Origin of the sequence: Symmachiella macrocystis, assembly GCF_007860075.1 — a bacterium.
Lineage (GTDB): Bacteria > Planctomycetota > Planctomycetia > Planctomycetales > Planctomycetaceae > Symmachiella > Symmachiella macrocystis.
Genome location: NZ_SJPP01000001.1, coordinates 13,270 through 31,613 on the forward strand (window position 1 = coordinate 13,270; position 18,344 = coordinate 31,613).

Consider the following 18,344-nt stretch of genomic DNA (forward strand, 5'->3'; position numbering starts at 1 on the left):
CAGCAATCGGGGCGGGCGCAGCCCGCAGGAAGCCGCAATCTCCCCGCTCTTATAACAAGCAAAGTCGCGTTGGCAGGGACAACTGAAACTGCTGCGTCTTGTGCCTACGGCACACCGATTGCCGTTGGCAATCGCTGCCACCCGATGATTTTCCCCCCACAGCTAGATGCAATTTGCTGCAGAGGGCGCCGAGCTTTGTTTGGTGAGTTGTATTGCTCGAGAGAACTCCCCGGCGTCCTCTGCGGGGACATTATGCGGCCCAGTTGGGGGGCAGGTTCACGCCATGGCTTTCCAGGTGCGTCAATAGGTTTTCCGTATCGGTGAAGACTTCGGCGCGTAAACCGAATTGACGAGCAGTGATGACGTATTCTTCGATGTCGTCGGTGTAGAAACATTCTTCAGGCGGGCAATTGATTTTACTCAGCGCTGCCTCGAAAATCGCCGCATCGGGTTTCACAGCGCCGACTTCGTAGGACAATACGAAATCGTCGAAATGTTCCAGCACATCGTAGGTTTCCTGCACGAATCGTAGGTGCGGAGCACTGGTATTGGAGAGCAACACCAAGCGGTGTCCAGCCGCTTTGAGAGCTTTGAGGACCGGGACGATTGAGGTATTCGGTTGAAAAATATCAGAACCGGCATGGAACAGTTCGTCGCGGTCGAACGATGCTTCCAACAGGCGTTGCAAGACGGCTTGGAATTCGTCCTCCGACAGCCAACCCCGCTCGAATTTGAATTGCAGTTCCGATTCAATCAATACCGTGCGGATTTCCGGTCCTGATTTGCCGCACAGATCGCCGATTTGCGAACACATGCGATCGTGGCAAAAATGGACGAGGACATTGCCCATATCGAACAGAAATGTGCGGATCATCAGGTTTCTCTCGTAGATAAGCACCGCAGCAGAACCGCGGGCCGAATTGTTTGTGGATCGCCGAATTGTTTGTAGATCAAGGAACAAATAACGCATCCAGTCGGCAAACGTTGACGGTCGGACGCGGATTTGTCATAAACTGCAATAGCAAAAGATTTGCGGCGCGTGAATAGGAAATCAAGCCAGTCGGCCGTTTTCGCAAAGGCGCGTCCGTGGAGAGTCCACGAATACGACCGCTAAAAATGATTCTCGTGGGGAGAGTGGGCCGATGAGTTTCGGCGATGACGAAGTGATGGATCCGTTGACGATGCGCGGCCGCGATTGGCCGGGTTTGCGGCAATTTTGCGTATTCGCAGAAAACCGCGTCGGCGCGCTCCACAGTCTGTTGAGGCGATTTGAAGGACATGACATCCGTGTCGTGGCTTTAAGCATCGACAATTCTGTCGACTGTGCCATCGTGCGCTTGATGCTCAACAACACCGAACGAGGACGGGAAATCCTCGACCTGTCCGGTCTCACTTATTCCGAAGTGGATCTGGTCGGCGTGGAGCTTCCAGAAAGCTCACAGCCGCATGTTGAAATATGCATCGCCCTGCTGCAAGCAGAACTCAACGTGCATTACACCTATCCCTTGTTGTTCCGCCGCAATGGCCGGGGGGCCATCGCATTGTCGGTCGACGATGTCGACTTGGCGATGAAAACGCTCCAGGACAAAGGACTGCGGTTGATCTCTGAACGGGATCTGTGGGACCAAGACGACGAGATGTACTAACCGCCGCGCCGCCGACATTGAGCAAAGGGGACACCTTGGATTTTCGTAATGTGGGACCGCCGACGGATTTTCTGGAAACGGCCGATCCCGTTTCCGCCGCCGCCAACGTCGCTTTTCTGGAAGGCCCAACTGCGACGGCCGATGGCCGCGTCTTTTTCTCGGACATCGCCAACAACCGCATCATGGTCCTGGATACGGCAACCGGCGATTGCCAGCCTTGGAGGATTGCCAGCGGTTGCGCGAATGGACTGCTGTTCGACGCCGACGGCCGGTTGTTGGCTTGCGAGGGAGATAACTGGCAACCGCATACGGGAAATCGGCGGATCTCGCGCACCGATGTTCAGACCGGCCAGTACGAGGTGCTGACCGAACGCTTTGAAGGCGCCCGATACAATGCGCCCAACGACATCGCCGCCCGCAGCAACGGTCAGATTTTCTTTACCGATCCGTGTTACGGTGACCGCTCACAGATGGAAATGGAGCATGAATCGATCTATCGCATTGATCCCGATGGAGCCGTCACGCGGTTGATCACGCAACCGGAGATCCAACGCCCCAACGGAATCGCGCTTTCACCGGACGAAGAGACGCTATACATCGTCGACAGTTGCCCGGTGGTCGGCGGCAATCGCAAAATCTGGGCCTTCACGCTTTCGGACAGTGGTGACGTCAGCGACCAGCGATGCGTGATTGATTTCGCGCCGGGACGCGGCGTGGATGGGATGGCGGTCGACACGCAGGGTACCTTGTACCTCGCCGCTGGAATTGCCCGCCCGCGGGGCCCCCATGAGACGGACGACGTGCCACCCGGCATTTGGATTGTGACGCCGGCGGGTGAGATTCAAGGACGGATTCCGATTCCCGAAGACGTGCTTACCAATGTCACGTTTGGCGGCGACGATCTCCGCACGCTGTTTGTCACGGCTGGGAAAACGCTGTTCCAAACGCGCACAACGATCCCCGGGTTTGTGGTACACCGGAAGTTGTGAACTTTGTGGAATTGTTATCTAGGATCTGACGTCTGTTTTTTACGAAACAGGGAACGCTATGCCGCGCACGACCTCATCGACAACCCGCCGTTCGTTTTTGAAAACCACCGCCGCGGCTTCGCTGACTATGGCGAGTGTTGCGGCGCGAGCGGATGGAAAATCTAAGACCCCGGTCGTCGATACGCACATGCATGTTTGGGCGGCCGATCTGAAGATGTTTCCCTTCGCCCGCAAAATGAAGGCGCCGAAAATCCCCGCGACCGTGGAATTGCTCAATGCGGAGATGGATCAGTTCGGCATCGATTATTGCGTGCTGGTGCAGGTGATTTATCACGGCTGGGACAACAGCTACGTAGCCGAGTGCATCAAACGCTTTCCCGACCGGTTTCGCGGCCATGGCTTGATTGATCCCGAAGATCCAAACGTGGCGGACAAGTTGGACTACTGGATGCGCGAGCATCAGTTTGCCGGGATGCGGTTTAGCCCGGTTTATTATCGCGGTAAGGACGATTGGTTGAACGCCCGGTCGCGCGATCCGTTGTGGGAAAAAGCGGCGGAGTTGGGGGCGATCTTCAATATGTTCATCGCCAGCCAGCAGCTCCCCAAGCTCGATGAGATGATCGCGCGGCATCCCACGGTCCCGGTGGTGATTGACCATTTGGCCAACACCGATTTCACCGTCGCGGATCCGTCGGTGGAATTCGGCAAACTGCTCGCGCTGGCCAAGTACCCGCAGGTGTACTGCAAGGTTTCGGAATTAAACATCCGTTCGCCTTCGAAAAAGTTCCCCTATAAAGACACTTGGCCTTGGGTCGAGCGGATGTACGATGCGTTTGGACCGGATCGTTTGATGTGGGGCACCGGCTTTCCCGGAGCAACACGGGCCCAAGACCGACGTCCGCCGTTGACGGATGAGTTGGCATTGATTCGCGAAGAGATCCCATTTTTTAGCGATGAAGACCGGCAAAAAATCATGGGCATTAATGCCGCTAAACTTTGGAAATTCGGCAACGCCTAATCCACGTACTGCTGTTGCACTTTCAGACCGATTTTCGTGGTCGACACCCCGCGACACGTTCACATCGTCATGACCACACCGCTCCTCAAACTGAACGGCATTGCCAAATCCTTCAGCGGGGTGCCCGCGCTGAAACCGTTCTCGCTGGAACTGGCACCGGGGTCGATTCTAGGACTGGTTGGCGAAAACGGTGCGGGCAAGTCGACGTTGATCAAACTGCTCAGCGGTCTGCACCAACCCAATACAGGGACGATCACGTTGTGCGGACGGTCGCTGCGTTTCGAATCACCGCGTGCGGCGATCAATGCGGGGATCGCTACGATTCATCAGGAATTGGAGTATGCGGCTCAATTGACGGTGGCGGAGAATTTGCTGCTGGGGGAGTCCTGGCCCCGCTCGTTTTTTGGCGGTGTGAATTGGCGGTCTCTTCACGAGGAAGCACAAGAGCGACTTCGCGCGTTTGGCATTGATTTGCCAACACACGCCACGATGGATCAATTGACAGCAGCGGAGAAACAAGAAGTCTCAATCGCTGCCGCGTTGTCCCGCGACGCACAGTTATTGATTCTCGACGAACCGACAGCCAGTCTTAGTGAACCGGAAGTGCGGCGGTTGTTCGGACATCTGACCAAACTGCAAGCGCGAGGCGTAGCCATTATTTATGTTTCGCATCGCCTGGACGAGATTTTTGAAATCACGGACCGCATCGCCGTGCTACGGGACGGCGACTTGGTGTCCACGCACGCAACCGCTGAAGTGACCGCCGGGCAACTGGTGCACGACATGGTCGGCCGCCCCCTGGATCAGGTCTATCCTCGCAGCCGCTTAGGCACATTGGGAGAGGTGGTGTTGCAACTGCATTCGCTGACGCGGTCGGGGATGTTTCGCGACATCAGTTTGAACGTGCGCGCTGGAGAAATCGTGGGCGTAGCGGGATTGGTTGGGGCGGGTCGTTCGGAATTGGCCCGCGCGATCTATGGGTTATACCCGGCGGACTCGGGCTCCATGATGTTAAACGGAAATACTTGGAAACCACGAGACCCCCATGCGGCCTTGCGCGGCGGGTTGGTCTATATTCCTGAAGAACGCAAACGTCAGGGTTTGGTGTTGGACCATTCACTGCGAGAATCGTTGAGCATCGGATTCGCGGTTATTGCAAATCGGCTGGGCTTCGTGAACCGCCGTCGAGAACTGGAGATGGTCTCGGCCGCTTTAACGAATTATGACATCCGCGCCACCGGCCCGGAACAAGCCATTGGCACACTCAGCGGCGGCAATCAGCAAAAGGCTTTGATTGCTCGCTGGTTGGAACGGGACCCGGGGATGATTATTCTCGACGAACCGACCCGCGGCGTCGACGTCGGAGCCAAAGCCGACATCCACGCACACATCGACCGTTTAGCGGGAGCGGGAAAAGGGGTGTTATTCATTTCCAGCGACTTGCCGGAACTCATTGGCATGAGCGATCGCGTGTTGGTCATGAATCGCGGCACCATTGAAACGGAACTCAGCGGCGAGAAACTGACCGAACACAACGTGATCCTAGCCGCCTCAGGATTGTCACCAACTGACGTACCGGCCACTGGCCACTAACCACCGGCCACTCATTCCCCATGCCGCAATCCCACAACATCGTGATTCAATATTTCAGCCGCGTGACGCCGACGGTGCGGCATCGCTTGCTGTTTTTGCTGGTGGGTTGCGCGTTGCTGTTGGGATTTATCTTCTGGCAAACATCAGCGGACGACAACTCGTCGTTTCTCGCTGAGTTGTCGCGGATTCCGGTTTATCTCGCTCCGGTGATCATTGCCGGGTTGGGGCTGACGGGGATTATATTCGCCGGCGGCATCGATCTTTCGATTTCAACAATCATCGTCGTTGCCGGCACGGTGTTTGGCATTCTGTACGATTACGGAGCCAATCCTGGGGTCTGCTTTTTCGGCTGTTGGCTGACGGCCGTGGCGCTTTCGTCGTGGAACGGGCTGTTAGTGCGCTGGTTGGGGATCTCACCGATTATCATCACGCTCGCCGGTTTGCAGTTTTATCGCGGACTGGCGTTGATCTTGGCGGACACGCTGATGCCGGACTTTGGCGGCGGGATGTCGATTCAACAGGCGGCCTATCAAACTCCCGCCAAGGAATATGCCGGTTGGATATTAGCCGTCGTTGTTGTTGCTGCGTTGGTCTGGGAGGCGTATGGAAAAACATTTCGCGAATTTTTGGCGCTCGGCTGTTCACCGCAGGCATGCCGCATCGCGGGACTGCATCCGAGGCGTATTTTGCAGATGTCGTATTTGGTCGGCGGCCTTTTTCTGGGCGTTGCCGCCGTGCTGTATGTCACCAATCGGCAAGTCATCGAACCGGCGCGGATGGCCATGGGTTTTGAATTGAGCGTCATCGGAGCCGTGGTGCTGGGAGGGACGAATATTTTTGGCGGTGAGGGAACAATGTTGGGCACCGTGCTCGGCGCCTTGTTTTTGTATTTGATCGGACAGGCCATGCTCTATGCCGGCGTAAGCGAGTATTGGCGGACCGCAATCGAAGGGGCCGTGATCGTAGCGGTCATTGGTTTTGACTGTGCCCTCCATCGCCGACGAAAATTGTTGGATGAATTACGATGAGCGCCCCCACACGCACAATGCGCCGATTCACATCATGGCATCTGCTGGTTTTACCCCTACTTTTTGTGGTGGAGTTGGCGGTCTTTGCTCCGATCAGCGGCGTGCAGTTTGATTCGACAGAAGCATTCGGGCGTTCCAGTCGTTACTATGCAACCGATTTGATCACGCATGCTGCGCCGTTGATCGTGCTAGTTGTGGGGATGACTGCCGTGCTGATGACCGGCGGCATCGACTTGTCCATCGGGTCGATGGTGGCCTTGATCGCTGCCGTGATGGCAACGTTTGATCCCGGTGCGAGTTTTTGGTGGACGGCGGTGCCGTTGGGACTGCTGTGTGGATTGGGTCTGGGCTGCTTCAACGGATTTTTGATTGCGCGCTTGGATGTCCCCCCGATCATCGCCACCTTGGGGACTTTGTTTTTATTCCGCGGTTTGTGCGAAGTCAGGTTGGGAGATCAGGAATTCGGCACGTTCTACGATGTTCCCGGTTATGCGTGGTTTGGCGGGCTGAGTGGATCGCTGTTGCTAATTACGCTGGTGGTCGTGCTGGGCGGCGGTTGGTTTTTCCATTCGCGTCTTCGTCGGGAACTGTTGATGTTAGGCGGCAATCGCGTCGCGGCTCGATATGCGGGAATCCCGGTGTTTCGCCGCACGACACAGGTCTACACGGCAATGGGCGGGTTCGCGTTTGTGGCGGCCATTTGTTTTACAGCGCGTAACGGTTCGGTCTCGGCAACATCGTTTGCCGGACTGGAACTGCAAGTCATCGTCGCCGTGGTATTGGGGGGCACCCGCGTCGAAGGGGGAAATGGATCGATCATCGGCTCGGTGATCGGCCTGTTGATGATCACCGTCTTGGATGAAGGTTTGCGGAGCGCGGAAATGTTCCACGCCGACGTCCTGCCCTTTAAGATTCAACACTTGAAGTACGTCTTGATGGGAGCCCTGCTGGTGATCGGCGTCTGGATCAACCGCCCCGCGGACAATTCCAACGGTTGAGCGATCACTTAGGAGCCTTCATCAGCCGCATTGATCATAGCCGCTAAAACATCCATCGTGGAGACAATCCCACATAGGTTACCGGACTCATCGACGACCGCCACGCGATGCCAATGTCCATCGCACATCACGCGGGCGATTTCGACCAGCGGGGTGTTGTCGGCGACCGTCACCAACAGTCGCGACATCCGTTGAGACACCACCTCATCCCCGGCGGTTTCGATGTTGTCGGCAACATGTTCAAACAGTTCCCACGTGTGGGCCGCGTCGCCGCAGAGCACTTCCGGCGCCGGACGAGGCGTTTCGACGTCCTCCGGCAAGACGGTTTGAATGATGTCTGAAAGCGACAACATCCCGATCGGCGAATTGTGTTGATCGATGACCGGCGCCCCGGTGATTCCATGTTCTTTCAGCGTGGCCGCCGCTGTGGAAATCGGTTCATTATCGCGCAAGATGACCAACTTAGAGGTCATGATGTCTCGTGCAGCCAGGCGTCCCAATCGTCCAGGAAGTTCGGTCATGATGCGCACCGGGGAAAATCGAATGAAAGGAGCGGCTCACGCGTTATTTGCCAGCTCGCAATGCGGCAGCGCGGCCGAGGGCCATCAATGGAAAATATAACCGGTAGTAATGATATCTTAGGTAGAACACCCGGGGAAATCCAGTACCGGTAAACTGCGATTCATCCCAAGTCCCGTCAGGCAATTGGGTATCGATCAAATAATCGATGCCGCGCTGCACGGCAACGGAATTCTCTTCGCCGGCAGAGAGTAAGCCCAACAAGGCCCAAGCGGTTTGCGACGGTGTCACTTCTCCTTGGCCCCGCAAACTGGGGTCGTCGTAACTCTGCGGTGTCTCGCCCCAGCCTCCGCAGTCCTGCTGGGTCGACTTCAACCAAGCAATGGCCCCTTCAATCCGCGGGTCGTGCACCGGAACACCAATCTCTCGTAAGCCGACGACGGTTTGCCACGTGCCGTAGATATAATTCACACCCCAGCGTCCGAACCAACAGTGATCCGTTTCCTGGTGTTCGAAGATGTACTCCAGCGCGCGTATGATTTGCGGGTGCTCTTTGCTGAAGCCAATCTGCGCCAGCATTTCCACCACGCGGGCAGCAATGTCGGGCCAACTGGGGTCGATCATCGCGTTGTGGTCGGCAAAGGGGACGCGCGTGAGGATTTCGCGGTTATTATCGACATCGAAGGCTCCCCAACCGCCGTCGGAGTTTTGCATACCCAACACCCACCGCGTCCCACGATTGATGGCTTCTAGCACCGGTCGCACCGATTCCACTTGGGAAACAGCAGCCGATTTGAGTGGCTGATTCCCGGAAATCACAGCTGCCATTTCTCCATCAAACGCACTGTAGGCGGCGTAAAATTCCGCTTCGTGTTCCGGCGGCAAGGTTTTCCGCAGCGCCATGATCACCATGATCGTGTCGTCAACGTCAGGATAGAACTGGTTGTTGAATTCAAAAAACCAGCCGGCCGGTTTCAGGTGGGAATTGAGTGTCTGCCAGTCCCCTGCCTGCCGCACTTCCTTGGAAAGCAACCACTGGGCCGAACGTCGAATCGCCGGATGATCGGCTGAAACACCGGCGTCCCGCAACGCGATTGTGGTGAGTGCCGTATCCCAAACCGGCGACTTGCAGGGTTGAAGGCGTATCGAATCCTCGTCGCGAATCATCAATTTGTCGAGTTCGTCCATCGCTCGCACAACGTCGGGCGAATCGTCATCGTGTCCCAGGCATTTGAGCGCGATGAGGCTCCAAACAATCGGCGGAAAAATGGCGCCCAACCCGTCCGATCCGGCAAAGCGTTCCTCCATCCACGCGGTCGCTTTTTTGAGTGCACGTTTCCGCAACGGCTTAATGCGATTCCGCTCTAAGAACTTGAAACCGGAATCCACGCGGCGAAAGAACTTGTCCCAATCCAACCAGGTGTCGGATTGCATGGCATCCAAGGTTTCGGAGCTGCCCATCGAGGCGGGTAACTCTTGCGGCGAGTTGACGAACAACTCATCGATGCGGTGTTCATCGGCAATCGGATGACAGGGGCGATGCGCCCAGAGGATACTCAGCGGAATGACGATCGTTCGCGACCAAGCGGACATTTCGTAGATATTGATCGGCGACCAGTTCGGCAGCAGAATCAACTCCGGCGGCACTGCTGGCACTTGCTCGTAGGAGATGATATCCAGCAGCGCCAAATAGAACCGTGTAAAGCTGTTAACCTTTTCAGCCCCCCCGGCGGCAAGAATCGCGTCGCGAGCGCGGACCATGTACTCCGCCTCGGGAGAATGCCCGACCAGTTTGAGAGCGAAATAGGCTTTGACCGAACCGCTAATTTCCAACGGCCCGCCCGGATAAGCAGCCCAGCCTCCCGCAGGGGTTTGGTGCTTGAGAAGATAATTCCCAGCCAAACGGGCGGTCTCGGTGTCGGTTTTACCGAGAAAGGCGAGCAGCAGTATGTATTCCGACTCGAGGATCGTGTCCCCTTCGAGCTCGGCAACCCAATACCCTTGTTCGTGTTGCTGGCTGAGCAGATAGTCGCGCGTCCGGCCGATTGTCTGCCCCAACAAATCATCGCTGGCAAACCGCCCCGATTTCAGTTCCGGCTCGGGCTGTGTGGTACCGGCGGCATCTTTGTCCGGACGCGATGCTCCAGAGTATTCAAAGCGAGACCGATGGTCCCCTTGCCCGCCCACATCCATGTCAGGTCCCTTTCCTGGGCCTCAGCTGGTCAAAAAACGCGAACCTCGTCGGACAAAGCGTGTCCCGCAACCGAATCGTTCATGAATCGATTGAACTGTTAACTTGAGAACCCGTGAAACGGAGCGGCAAAAGTAGCGCCTGCCGCATCCATTACCTACGCTGCTCAGCGAGGCGAAATGTTATGCCGTCCATCGTTACGGTGCAACAGTGATTGGTTTTTTGGCGATTGTGTGGGCTCGGTCCCAGGAATCCGGACAGCGGGCTCCGAGCAGTTTTTCAGCTTGCCTTGCTTGGCGAATAGGGATCGATATAACTAAAACCATCCCCGTGCCGATGTTGCCCGCTTTCCGCTGACAGATGTATTGCTATCTCAAAATGACCAACCTCGATGCTTCCGCAATCCAAGTCCGCCACGCCGAAACCGGCGATGCGCATGCATTGTCCGAATTCATTACGCCCTTCGTGACCGAGGGAAAGCTGCTGCCGCGCACGGTCGACGAATTGATGGGCTTGATTCCGCATTGTTTTCTGGCTGAATTCGAGGGACGCATCGTCGCCTGCGCCGCTCTGGAAATCTATTCCCCCAAGCTCGCCGAAGTTCGCAGCCTCGCCGTTTCGACCGATTTCCAACGCACCGGCATCGGCAAACGGTTGGTCAGCACCTGTGTCGAATTGGCACGTTCGAAAAACGTGCTCGAAGTGATGGCGGTCACCTCGTCGGAAGACTTCTTCAAATCGTGCGGCTTCGATTTCACGCTGCCGGGCGAGAAGAAGGCTCTATTCGTGCGAACCCGCGACGACTGATCGCCGCCACAGCGTTTTCTGACCCGAAAGGCAATCCGGCATGTTGTACGTCAACCAGGCGATTCAGATCCCGCTACGGGAATTGACGTTCACCTTCAGCCGCAGTTCCGGACCGGGCGGACAGAACGTCAATAAGCTGAACACCAAGGCAACGCTCCGCTGGGGCGTAGCCACCTCCCCCAGCCTCAGCGAGGGAGTCCGCGAGCGGTTCATGAAGACGTATCACCGCCGCCTGACGACCGACGGCGATTTTGTGATGCACAGCCAACGTTTTCGCGACCAAGGCCGCAACGTAGCGGACTGCTTGGACAAACTGCGACAGCTACTGCTAGAAGTCGCCGCCCCCCCAACCGTCCGCAAACGCAAAAAAGTCTCACGCGCCAAAATCCAAAAACGGATCGACAACAAACGCCGCCAATCCGAAAAAAAACAAAGCCGCCGCCCCCCCAAAATGGAATAAGAGCCCGTAGGGTGTGTCGCGATACACCGTTCTCACAGAGGACAATGGACGCACCTACTTAAAAAAGCCTCACGCAATGCCTTTTGCGCAACGGAACCGCAATCAAGCGTGACCGTTATTTTCTTAGCCACAGATTGAACACAGATAAAACACAGATTTCCGACGAGACTCTTAAAAACCCCAAACCGACCGCTTCCGGTCGCATTGTGTGATCCATGCCGAACGACGTGCCAGCGTGATTCCCAACAGGAAACAAATGTTTTTTTGTTGCAGGAGAATTGCCAGAGCGTCTCAATCCGCAATGATCAACTGAAACCGCCACATGTAATTCGCTTACCGCACAACTTTGACTATTTGCAGTACAAAGACATGGTAGGTACGCGCCATTGAATCATTGTGACTCTGCACTTCTTCGGCAGGGTGGCTAATGATCTTGATTTCAAATTCCGCCCCGACGGTAACCCGGGTGCATCAAATTGTTATCGGCTCAATTGCTGCTGAAGGAACTCCATGAACGAGAGAGCCACAACTTGGCCGCCATCATGAGATGGTCCCCATTCTATCACAGGGCCTTCAAACTGAGGGTCTGAAGTCGAACACTGCAGGAAATAGCCGTATTCCATCCCGTCGTGTGAGATTTCGACGGAATTCTCAGGCAGACTGTGTGGCCGAAGACGTACGGTTGCCGTAATTACATCGGACCATTGGGGCGGCTGATCTGGATCTGTAGACGGGGGTAGACCATAGATTTCGATTCCGTTCCCGAGCGAGGCACCGAAACGGCTAAGAAACAACCTGTAGCTTGGCGGGAACAGGAGGCCAAGCTCCACTTCAGCCGAGGCTATAGTTGCTTCTAATACCGGACCGCTGTTGAAGCAGGAATTTAGCACTGCTTCCAGTCTTGAAAAAGTTGGGTCCATTGCTTCAATCCGATCACGATTCAAATCACTGGGTTGCGACGAACAACTTTGGCGTTCAGTGACGTAGCGCCGGTTGTACCGGCCGTTGCCATGTAGTTTCATGACCGTATCTTCATCCGACACAATGAAGTCAAAATCACATTGCCGAAAAAGCCTCACGCCAAGGCGCAAAGGCCGCAGAGTACATGACGGGCGGTACCGCAAACTCTTGGCGGCTTTGCGTGAGGTTTTTTGAAACCGACTTGGGCTTTCGCTGTGCCACGTCTTCGAACACGTGATGCAACACGTCCTATGCGAGAAAGGTGCGTCGCGACGCACCCTCCGGGGCGCTGCCATCTGTGTTTGATCTGTGTTCAATCTGTGGCTAAGAATCCTTACCACATCTGTGCCGCAAAAATAAAAAACCGGAGTGGGCCTGTAAGCCGGGTTGTGTCGTGAGCGATCATTTCTCTACGACGACGATTGCTCGCCGCCTCTAGCAACCTACCCGAAAGTCGTAACGAGCCGGGACGACTCGCGCCCGGGAAGCGGACTTCCCGGAACTGCTTTCTGCTTGGTCTTGCTTCCAGCGGGGTTTGCCATGCCGAGACGGTCACCCGCCTCGCGGTGGGCTCTTACCCCACCATTTCACCCTTACCCTTGCGGGCGGTATTCTTTCTGTTGCACTTTCCCGATCCTCGCGGACGGTGGGCGTTACCCACCGCTGTACCCTATGAAGCCCGGACTTTCCTCTCCGAGACTGTCGTCTCGCAGCGATCGCTTAGCCCACTCCGGAACCTGCAATCATATCGCCCGCCCGTGCATTGCGGTAGCTCAGGAGCGTAGGACGTCGTGCGGGCAGCAGTTCAAGTGTGATGCCTTCCCCTGCCAAAAATCCGTTTTTACACTGGAAACGGCCAATTGGCGGACGGTACACTTTGCGATGCGGACGTGAAAGCGTCACTGTTGCGACAACCACTCGGAATATTCAAAACTGGGGGCGGACGATGCGACGATTCTTGATGCTGACCTTGATGGTGACGGCGTTCACCGTGGGGCATGCTTTAGACACGCAGCCGGCGAAAGCGGGCGACGTGATTTATTACGCGCCCCCCTCGTATTACGTGCAGCCGCCGCTGTGGTATTACCCGCAGTACATGGTGGTGGAGCCGGCCCCGATCATCACCTACCAATATCCACCGCCGGTGGTCTATGCGCCCTTACCCGCGGTTTATGCACGACCGGTTTACCGGCCGCGACCGCTGGTCGTCTATCGACAGCCTGCCTATGGCTACTACTACGGTTGGTAGCAAGTCCGTAGCGGTACCCGTCTAAGCGGCCCGATTTTGCTTGACATCTTCCGGGGATGTTTCCGTCACGGGAACATCCACAGCAGCGGGACGGTTTTTCACGCGTTTGCGCGGACGGACCGGAACGGCAACTTGATCCACGACATGGGGCAATTCGCCATTGGGGCCGAGCGTGCTGTAAACAATGCCCGTGCGCATATCGACCAATTCCTGCCGGCTCAAATGAACGGGAGGCGTTTCGTATAACACACGCAGCGCCTGTTGGAGCGGCATTTCGTGGTACCGCGTGCCAAAATGTTCCTTAAGCGCCGCTTGAATCTTGGGAGCATGTTTGGAGTTCGCATAAGGCATGACGTGGTGTTCGACGTGGTAGCCAAAATTCAGGTGCAACCAACTCACCCAACGGGGCGTCGAAACGGTCAGCGAATTGATGAGCGGATCGTTCTCGTCCTGCGTCTCGTCGCAGAAGAGATGGTTGGTGCTGATGTAAAACATCTGCACACAATTCGCCACAACCATGGGAAGCAGATAAATGAAGGCAAAATTGTAGGGGCCGACGGCGTATCCGACTCCGGCCCAAAACGCGACCATGGCCGAAAAGAGTGCCAATTGCTTACGTCGCTGTGCCGGTTTCCAGTATTCGAACACTTTGCTGTGCACGAACAACGTAACCAGTGCATGGAAAGAAAACCAAAAGCCCATGAAAAACCAACTGCGGAGATAGCCGGAGCCGGGAGCTAGTTTCGTCGTGAATTTCGCAAACGGGGCTTTGCGATTCATGTAGACGTCGCCGAACGAATCGGGATCGCGGCCGGTTTTGGACGTATGACAGTGATGCGAGCGATTGTGCCAGGCCTTCCAATGTTCGGGGCTGATACAGTACGGCAGCATGCAGATCCCGCTGAGCCAGTTTTGCAGCGTGCCGTTTTTCACGACCGTTCCATGCAAAATCTCATGCGCTAGATACATCAAACACCCAAAACTGTGGCCAATCGCCGCGGACAACAGCAAACGAAAACCCCAATGGATATTGGTCAATAACAGGGCACTGATCGAGGCGGCGATGATTGCCAAATGCGGGATCAGCCACAGAAGTTGCCACGGATTCCGCTCAAACACCTCGGGCGGAAGCACCTGTTTTAGCTCTTTAGCGTAGTAGCTTCCAGGGCGTAAACTTGGCGAATTATCGATGAGAATCGCTCCTCTCGAGCGATCGGCGGACGGGCCAATCCGGGGATATGACAGGGATAAAATCCACAGAGCCAGAGATGTTGACTGGCCAATTGAGGGGGATCCTAAGAGAATTCCAGAGAACGAGCAAGGCGAATATTGAGACAGGATTTTTGCCTCTAATTTGCCATGAAAATGGCATTCCCGGCGACGTTTTGAGATGCGATTTACAAAAAAAACGGCCGGCGAGAAACAGTGTCTCGCCGGCCGCATTCAATGGTCCTGTTGCCAATCTACAGTTGATTCCGAATTAACGGGAAGATCCGAACATTGCGGGACGACCGTTGCGGGATTGATTTCGCCCGGTCCGTTTCCGATTTTTGTTGCTGTTGTTATTTCGATTGTTGTTACGGTTGCGGTTGTTGTTGCGGCTATTGGCATCGAAAACCACGGTTTTGCGATCATCGATGGTCGTGCCACCGGGACGCTGGTTGTTGCGAGGACGACGGTTGTAGTTAGGTCGTCGGTTGTTTTTGGGACGTCGGCTCTTTCCCCCCACGCTGAAGACCACCGTATCTTGATCGTCGATGGTCACACCACCCGGTCCCGGCCGGTTGCAACCGGGGTGGGGATTCGAGTAACGACGGACGCGTTGGCGGGTCAATTTACCGTGCGGACGACCGTAGCTGGTCCAGGTCCAACCAAATTCGCGAACCAACTGACCGTTGTTGTCACGGAAGTAGCGATCGATGTAACGTTTCGAACCGGGATCGACGTACATCCGACCGGGATCGAAGGCACTCTCACGCACGCTGACGCGTTCGCGTTTGACGTAGGTGTGATCGTTGAACGGATCGTAGTAGACATCGGTTTGGCTGCCGCCGCCGACGATGGGGTTCTGAGCTTTCGCTTCGTCCGCCATGTTGCCAATTCCACCCAAGACCGCCACTGTCAAAATGATTTGAAAAGCCTTCATCGTTGTTCCCCTTGTGTGTTTTGTGTGTTTCCCGCCGCCGCTTCGTGCCCCCGTGTCCTCCACGACCAGCTTTTATTGTTTGGCGACCTCTAGTGTTTCCTGACCGGCTCGTTCTGACTTCCGGATATGTAAGTGACATAAAGCAACGAGCATGCCAAAACCCATGCCCTGCAAAAACATACCCGTAACCACTTATCCAGAAACAACTTGCAAAACACGCCCTTTTAATGACGAACCAACCTGCGAGCAGTCATATTGATTTAAATGTAGTCACATTATGGGCGCACGGGGCGGCAATGCGCCCATATTTCGACACCGCACAGTGACTGCGCGTCACCTCAGCTGGTTTTGCTGAATTTGCGCAAGCTAAAGCGCTGACCAGCCGATGGGGCCACGGCCGGCCTTAGCGCACGATGTGCGGCAACAGCCGCGCGATATTGCGGGCATCGTCGATGCCCCGGTGGTGCGTCCCGGTTAGTTCGAGACCGACGCGCGTCATGGCCTTGGCCATTCCCAATCGTTTGCGGATGCCCAGACGGATAGAAAACTGGGCCTTCAGGTTCAGGTGGTCCTCGCCAAAAGGATAATCCACACCGTGATGCGCGCAATCCTGACGCAATTGGTGCCGGTCGTAGTCACCCCATGAACAGAACAGCGGATCGGCAAAACCAAGAGACCAGGCGACGAATTGCTCAAAGACCTCTGCAAATCCCTGGGCGACATCGACATCCTGTTGCGTGATGGAAGTCAATTCCCGGCAAAACTCGGAAAGCTGCTGGTGCCGTACGGGACGGATGAATGATTGAAACTCGCTGACAGGTAGCAATTTCGTCGCTTCGACCATGACAGCGCCGATTTCGATGGTTTCCATTTGATCACGCGGAACCGAACCATCGTCGCTGCACGTGGCTTCGAGATCGACGACAAGGTAGTGGCCAATGGTTTCCATGGGGTTCACACTTCCGTTATTGCGACATCGAATTCTTGGCTGAGATTTGTGAGTAGCGGGCCGTTGTGACTCTCATCAAGACCTGAGTCGTCAATTGCCTAAGCGACCGCTCAATTCCTCGAACTTTCGTTCCAAGCGTTGCCGAGTAATTTTCGCGTTGATTTTGTCGCTGAGTGCGTGACACATTTCCAAAAAGCAATCGGCGGCGCGGTCATCACTGAGATCGTGCGCCGAAACTTTTCGCAGCGCGCCTTGCCGCAGGTCGGTGACCTCGTCGAGTAGTTTTTGCAGACGCGTGCAATCGTCGGTGCCTGATTTCTGATCGAGATCGACTTGTCGTCGTTCGATTTCTAATAACGATTTGATGCACTGATCTAACCAATGTTCTTTGCGGCGGCGAGCGGCTGCTGCGTACCAGCGAAACAACAGGAACACAGCAATCATTGAGGAGACCAAAAAAGACCGCATTCCCTCGGTGGCCTCGACGAAATCGGTCGGCAGCAGCGGTTTTAGCTCGGGGTCGTAGTAAGCTGTGGCGCCGGGATGCATCTCGAATTCCGGTTTTTGCATGGCCACCGCTTTGCCGCCATCCACCAGATCTCCTAGGTCATTTGCCAGCAAAAACTTCTCAGACAGAAATATACTTGCCACCGCCTCGACCAAGTTGGCGTCGACGCCGTTGTTCGTTAACAAGCTGGCGCGAATGGAAATGGTCTTCACGTCGGTCGGCGGAAACGCCGAGGGATAGGAGTCATACATTCCGGCAGGAATCGTATACGGAGAGGGGAGGATGAGTTTGCGAGTGAACGCTTCCGCATAGGGGATCGTCAATAGGTCGCACGTTTCTTCCTCGGCCAACTGCGTCAGGGTTTTGGCGTGCGTGCCGAGGGTCATAAACGCAGCGTCGAGTTCCCCTGTGGCGAATTGCTTACGGACATCGACGAAACTCAGATACTGGGCGTCGACATCCGTTTCTTTTAGGCCGAAGTGCTTCAACAACAATTTGCTCATCGCGTAGTCGCCGGACGTTTTTTCGCCGAGCGCCACCTTCCGCCCCACAAGATCCCCCGGCGACGTAATTCCCGATCCGCGGCGGACGAACCAATGCGTCACTTCAGGATAAACGTTGGCGACAAACCGTGGTTGTAACTTGCTGCTATCGGAATGTTTTGGGTCCAGGACGCGTTCGGTCCCGGGTTGATACAAAGCAAAATCTACGTCGCCTTGACGAAGCAACCGCAGATTGTCGAGCGAACCATGCGTATCCTTCTCCAACTTCACCTCAATCCCCAACTGCGCCTCGATCTCCTTTGCCAGATCCGCGGCGATTTGTTGATATTGCCCTTCTTGAGGACCACTGGCAATCATGATCGACTTGGGAAAGGCTGTGAATTGGTGGTAGAGGGCGGGCACCAGAAAGGGCATCGTAGCCAGGGCAGCTACAATAGCGATTCCAATGATGGTTTTTCGCATTTGGTGCCTCGTTTGTCGTGACCAGGGTGATGGGAACCAGGGGGTTTAGTCGTCGTTAAGTAGAGAGTCTATCAGGACAACGTCAGGTGAATCGAAGTGGAGCAAAAAATCTGAGACTATATTTTAGGATCGCTCCCGTTTCTTAAGGAAACGATAATCGCCCCTACAGACGGGGTAAAGCGGTGGACGCGAGGTGGGTGGCACAATTCCGGACAACCTCGTCTTGACCTGTCTGGCAGAATTTAAGATATTCCCGCCCGTTTGATCGCCGCGCCTCGTGGCGATTCGTCGGAAACCGGCAACCAAGGAAGGGATGTC

Annotated in this window: 17 protein-coding genes and 1 other RNA gene; 9 read left to right on the top strand and 9 right to left on the bottom strand. The window is 55.6% G+C overall.

Annotated features, from left to right (window positions below):
* Nucleotides 1-250: 250 nt before the first annotated feature.
* Nucleotides 251-874 (bottom strand): HAD family hydrolase, encoded by a 624-nt coding sequence (locus CA54_RS00050; RefSeq protein ID WP_146368846.1) that lies wholly within the window; start codon nt 872-874, stop codon nt 251-253.
* A 268-nt stretch (nt 875-1,142) separates the two neighbouring features.
* Here CA54_RS00050 and CA54_RS00055 point away from each other — a divergent pair, with 268 nt between their 5' ends.
* The 6 genes from CA54_RS00055 (at nt 1,143) to CA54_RS00080 (ending at nt 7,272) form a co-directional block, all read left to right on the top strand.
* Complete coding sequence (locus CA54_RS00055; RefSeq protein ID WP_146368847.1) at nt 1,143-1,646, top strand: acetolactate synthase; 504 nt, start codon at nt 1,143-1,145, stop codon at nt 1,644-1,646.
* Nucleotides 1,619-2,635 carry an SMP-30/gluconolactonase/LRE family protein gene (locus tag CA54_RS00060; RefSeq protein WP_146368848.1) on the top strand — a complete coding sequence of 339 codons (1,017 nt, stop codon included), beginning with the start codon at nt 1,619-1,621 and terminating at the stop codon, nt 2,633-2,635. The genes CA54_RS00055 and CA54_RS00060 overlap by 28 nt, the downstream gene beginning before the upstream one ends.
* Nucleotides 2,636-2,693: 58 nt before the next feature.
* Nucleotides 2,694-3,653 (top strand): amidohydrolase family protein, encoded by a 960-nt coding sequence (locus tag CA54_RS00065; protein WP_146368849.1) that lies wholly within the window; start codon nt 2,694-2,696, stop codon nt 3,651-3,653.
* A gap of 69 nt (nt 3,654-3,722) precedes the next feature.
* Nucleotides 3,723-5,246, top strand: a complete 1,524-nt coding sequence (locus tag CA54_RS00070) for a sugar ABC transporter ATP-binding protein (RefSeq protein WP_146368850.1) — start codon at nt 3,723-3,725, stop codon at nt 5,244-5,246.
* Between the two features lie 20 nt (nt 5,247-5,266).
* Nucleotides 5,267-6,274, top strand: coding sequence for an ABC transporter permease (locus tag CA54_RS00075; RefSeq protein ID WP_146368851.1), 1,008 nt, complete (start codon nt 5,267-5,269; stop codon nt 6,272-6,274).
* The gene (locus tag CA54_RS00080) at nt 6,271-7,272 is read left to right on the top strand and encodes an ABC transporter permease (protein WP_146368852.1); all 1,002 of its coding nucleotides are present in this window, start codon (nt 6,271-6,273) and stop codon (nt 7,270-7,272) included. Before CA54_RS00075 ends, CA54_RS00080 begins: the two co-directional genes overlap by 4 nt.
* A gap of 8 nt (nt 7,273-7,280) precedes the next feature.
* On the opposite strand, the gene CA54_RS00085 is transcribed toward CA54_RS00080, so the two are convergent.
* Both CA54_RS00085 and CA54_RS00090 read right to left on the bottom strand, forming a co-directional pair.
* Nucleotides 7,281-7,793 carry a CBS domain-containing protein gene (locus CA54_RS00085; RefSeq protein ID WP_146368853.1) on the bottom strand — a complete coding sequence of 171 codons (513 nt, stop codon included), beginning with the start codon at nt 7,791-7,793 and terminating at the stop codon, nt 7,281-7,283.
* A 43-nt stretch (nt 7,794-7,836) separates the two neighbouring features.
* A complete protein-coding gene (locus tag CA54_RS00090) occupies nt 7,837-9,984 on the bottom strand; it encodes a terpene cyclase/mutase family protein (RefSeq protein WP_146368854.1) in 2,148 nt (715 codons plus the stop codon).
* Nucleotides 9,985-10,360: 376 nt separating this feature from the next.
* Between CA54_RS00090 and CA54_RS00095 the strand changes: the two genes are divergently transcribed.
* Both CA54_RS00095 and arfB read left to right on the top strand, forming a co-directional pair.
* Nucleotides 10,361-10,789 carry a GNAT family N-acetyltransferase gene (locus tag CA54_RS00095; protein ID WP_146368855.1) on the top strand — a complete coding sequence of 143 codons (429 nt, stop codon included), beginning with the start codon at nt 10,361-10,363 and terminating at the stop codon, nt 10,787-10,789.
* Between the two features lie 40 nt (nt 10,790-10,829).
* Nucleotides 10,830-11,249 carry an alternative ribosome rescue aminoacyl-tRNA hydrolase ArfB gene (arfB, locus tag CA54_RS00100; RefSeq protein WP_146368856.1) on the top strand — a complete coding sequence of 140 codons (420 nt, stop codon included), beginning with the start codon at nt 10,830-10,832 and terminating at the stop codon, nt 11,247-11,249.
* Between the two features lie 479 nt (nt 11,250-11,728).
* Here arfB and CA54_RS30115 read toward each other — a convergent pair whose 3' ends face one another.
* Nucleotides 11,729-12,505, bottom strand: a complete 777-nt coding sequence (locus CA54_RS30115) for an SMI1/KNR4 family protein (protein WP_390816711.1) — start codon at nt 12,503-12,505, stop codon at nt 11,729-11,731.
* 66 nt (nt 12,506-12,571) lie between these two features.
* Nucleotides 12,572-12,941, bottom strand: an RNA gene (gene rnpB / locus CA54_RS00110) — RNase P RNA component class A.
* A 214-nt stretch (nt 12,942-13,155) separates the two neighbouring features.
* Here rnpB and CA54_RS00115 point away from each other — a divergent pair.
* Nucleotides 13,156-13,458, top strand: coding sequence for a hypothetical protein (locus CA54_RS00115; protein ID WP_146368858.1), 303 nt, complete (start codon nt 13,156-13,158; stop codon nt 13,456-13,458).
* Between the two features lie 21 nt (nt 13,459-13,479).
* Here the strand turns inward: CA54_RS00115 and CA54_RS00120 are convergent, their stop codons facing one another.
* The 4 genes from CA54_RS00120 to CA54_RS00135 form a co-directional block, all read right to left on the bottom strand.
* On the bottom strand, nt 13,480-14,592 hold the full coding sequence (locus tag CA54_RS00120; RefSeq protein ID WP_197532083.1) for a fatty acid desaturase family protein: 1,113 nt from the start codon (nt 14,590-14,592) through the stop codon (nt 13,480-13,482).
* Between the two features lie 346 nt (nt 14,593-14,938).
* Entirely contained in the window at nt 14,939-15,604 is a 666-nt protein-coding gene (locus CA54_RS00125) for a hypothetical protein (RefSeq protein ID WP_146368860.1), read from the bottom strand.
* Nucleotides 15,605-16,007: 403 nt separating this feature from the next.
* On the bottom strand, nt 16,008-16,553 hold the full coding sequence (locus CA54_RS00130; RefSeq protein ID WP_146368861.1) for a 3'-5' exonuclease: 546 nt from the start codon (nt 16,551-16,553) through the stop codon (nt 16,008-16,010).
* Between the two features lie 90 nt (nt 16,554-16,643).
* Entirely contained in the window at nt 16,644-18,026 is a 1,383-nt protein-coding gene (locus CA54_RS00135) for a TAXI family TRAP transporter solute-binding subunit (RefSeq protein ID WP_146368862.1), read from the bottom strand.
* Between the last annotated feature and the right edge of the window lie 318 nt (nt 18,027-18,344).